Source organism: Caballeronia choica (assembly GCF_001544535.1).
In the GTDB taxonomy this organism is placed as follows: domain Bacteria; phylum Pseudomonadota; class Gammaproteobacteria; order Burkholderiales; family Burkholderiaceae; genus Caballeronia; species Caballeronia choica.
In genome coordinates, this window is record NZ_FCON02000378.1 from 1 (window position 1) to 2425 (window position 2425).

The following is a 2425-nucleotide window of genomic DNA, read 5'->3' on the forward strand; positions in this document are numbered from 1 at the left end:
TCGCTGCTGCCACATCGCTGGAAACCACCCGCGATGAACTAAGCTCGCGCGTCAAGATGGGATGGCTGGTCGCTTACCGACAATCTACCTGCAAGTGCGATCAAGCGCTGAGTTAGGCGAGCGTCACCCAGTTGCGCCGCGCCGAACTCAACACTTGCCCAGTCATCGGGATCGCTCGCATCAGACAATGTTGAACATCGCCCACAAATGTCGTATGGGCGGAAGTTAACATCACGCGTCGCAGTTTACAAGTCAACCCGCCAAAGATGTGGGTAAAGCCCAGACTCAAATGGTGGGAACCACTTTGGCGTCTCCGACTGCACAGATCAAGATGGCCGTGCCGCGCTTCCAATTACCCACATTTTCCTTTGAATTCTGTTAACGTCATTAGATTAGGATAACTATTGAAATATCATGACCAGAAACCGGGAGTCTAGTTATCAACAAGACAGTGTTTGCCAAGTTGCGACGGACGAAGACACGTGGCTAGATCATGAGGTCTCGGAATGTTGTTTCCAGGACGAACGTCTGGGCAAGCGGTTCCGAATCTTACTCGAAAGACTGTGGGGAAGCATGGGTCAAAGTATTCCATTTGCCTGCCAAGACTGGGCTAACACCAAGGCTGCTTACCGGTTTCTCGCCAATGACCGCGTCAGCGAACAGGACATCCTAAGCGGACATTTTCAAGCAACCCGAGAGCGGTTTGCTAGTTCGGAAGGGCCTGTACTGGTACTTCAGGATACGACGACATTCTCGTATCAGCGAGATCGACCGGAACTCATCGGCTTCACCGGGAAATGCGGCAGTGTCAAGGATGACGATAGGCGGCGGACCCCTTTGACCGTATGCGGAATGCTAATGCATTCAAGTCTTGCGGTTACGACGCAGGGCGTACCGCTGGGCCTTGCCGCGGTCAAGTTCTGGACGCGAAGCAAGTTCAAGGGTTGCAATGCACTGAAGAAGACCATCAACCCTACACGGGTACCGATTGAAGAGAAGGAAAGCTATCGCTGGCTGCAGAATTTGAGGGAATCGACCGAACTCTTCGGCGATCCGCAGCGATGCGTTCACATCGGAGACCGCGAAAGCGACATTTACGAGCTGTTTTGTACGGCTCAAGACGTGGGAACGCACTTTCTTGTCCGTACCTGCGTTGACCGTCTCGCGGGTAACGGCGAGCACACCATTGCAGACGAGATGGATGAGGTGTGCATTAAAGGCTTGCACCGCGTCCAGACTACGGACAACAGGGGGCGCGTCGCCGAGGCGGTTCTCGAGATCAGATATCGACGGATCAGTGTGTTGCCCCCTATCGGCAAGCAAAGTCGCTACCCGGCGCTGCGCCTAACTGTGATACACGCACAAGAGCGCACCGAGCCAATTGACAGGCAGCGGATCGAGTGGAAACTGATCACAGACTTGCCGGTCACATCGCGCCAGGACGCGATCGAGAAGCTGGACTGGTACGCGATGCGCTGGAAGATTGAGACATTCCACAAAATCCTGAAATCGGGCTGCAAGGCGGAAGAGTCAAGGCTGCGAACGGCGGATCGACTCGCCAACCTTGTCTCGATCTTCTGTATTCTGAGTTGGCGAATCTTCTGGGTCACGATGATCAACCGGGCGATGCCTGACGCGCCACCAGAACTGGTATTAACACAAGCGGAAATCAAACTGCTCGACCACCTCGTGAAAGATAGCAAGCGTTCCAGTCAAGCGCTCCCAATATCACGCTATCTCACCAAAATCGCACAGCTCGGCGGCTACCTCGCACGCGCAAGCGACCCGCCTCCAGGCAACACAGTCATGTGGCGTGGACTATGCCGCCTTATGGACATACAGTTCGGCTTCAGCTTGGCCACTAACAATTGTGGGTAACAGAAAGCGTGCCGCGACGCTTACCGAGTAGGCGCGCGGTTCCATCTCTTGCGCAGGCGTCGATGCGGCACTCAGCAGCCCAAGGTACACGCTCGCAAGCCTGAGACAGCGCGCCGCGTGAGTCCTCGCGGTAGTGTTCGCTCGGATTCTGCGTCTGGCCTTGCGATCAGAGTCACGCGCTGCTTCTGTAGTCATGGCCTCTGTCGCGGATCAGTCATCAGGGAGCATTCGACGGCTGATGGATTCGAAGCCGCGGCGTCGACTCCGAATCTCATGTTGCCGGCCGGCGAGAGCATAAAAGGCCAGTTCAAAAAGCCCGCTCAGTTTGTCTAAGGATGTTCCAGCAGACGAGTGAGCAGGCTAGTTTGATGAACGCTTCATGAATGTCAGATCGGCGTTCGAAGCGAATACGAAGACGACGGAAACCATGGAGCCACGAATGAGTCCGTTCGACAACCCAACGAAACTTGCCCAGGCCGCTGCCGTGTTCGGTGCGGCGCCTGGCGATGACCGCTCTGATGCCACGCGCGCGAAGTCGGCGGCGATG

3 protein-coding genes are annotated in these 2425 nt (G+C 55.7%); 1 reads left to right on the forward strand and 2 read right to left on the reverse strand.

Features of this window, described 5'->3' with window-relative positions; all coding sequences use genetic code 11:
* Positions 1–38: 38 nt before the first annotated feature.
* A complete protein-coding gene (locus tag AWB68_RS51025) occupies positions 39–188 on the reverse strand; it encodes an IS4/Tn5 family transposase DNA-binding protein (protein ID WP_087650354.1) in 150 nt (49 codons plus the stop codon).
* Positions 189–414: 226 nt separating this feature from the next.
* Here AWB68_RS51025 and AWB68_RS44155 point away from each other — a divergent pair, with 226 nt between their 5' ends.
* Complete coding sequence (locus tag AWB68_RS44155; protein WP_087650355.1) at positions 415–1878, forward strand: IS4 family transposase; 1464 nt, start codon at positions 415–417, stop codon at positions 1876–1878.
* A 307-nt stretch (positions 1879–2185) separates the two neighbouring features.
* On the opposite strand, the gene AWB68_RS44160 is transcribed toward AWB68_RS44155, so the two are convergent.
* Positions 2186–2425: transposase (locus tag AWB68_RS44160; protein WP_143282055.1), on the reverse strand; the 240-nt coding region annotated here is incomplete at its 5' end.

Excerpts from the sequence above, each read along its gene's own strand:
- AWB68_RS44155 (WP_087650355.1), top strand. The coding sequence starts at position 415 with ATGACCAGAAACCGGGAGTCTAGTTATCAACAAGACAGTGTTTGCCAA.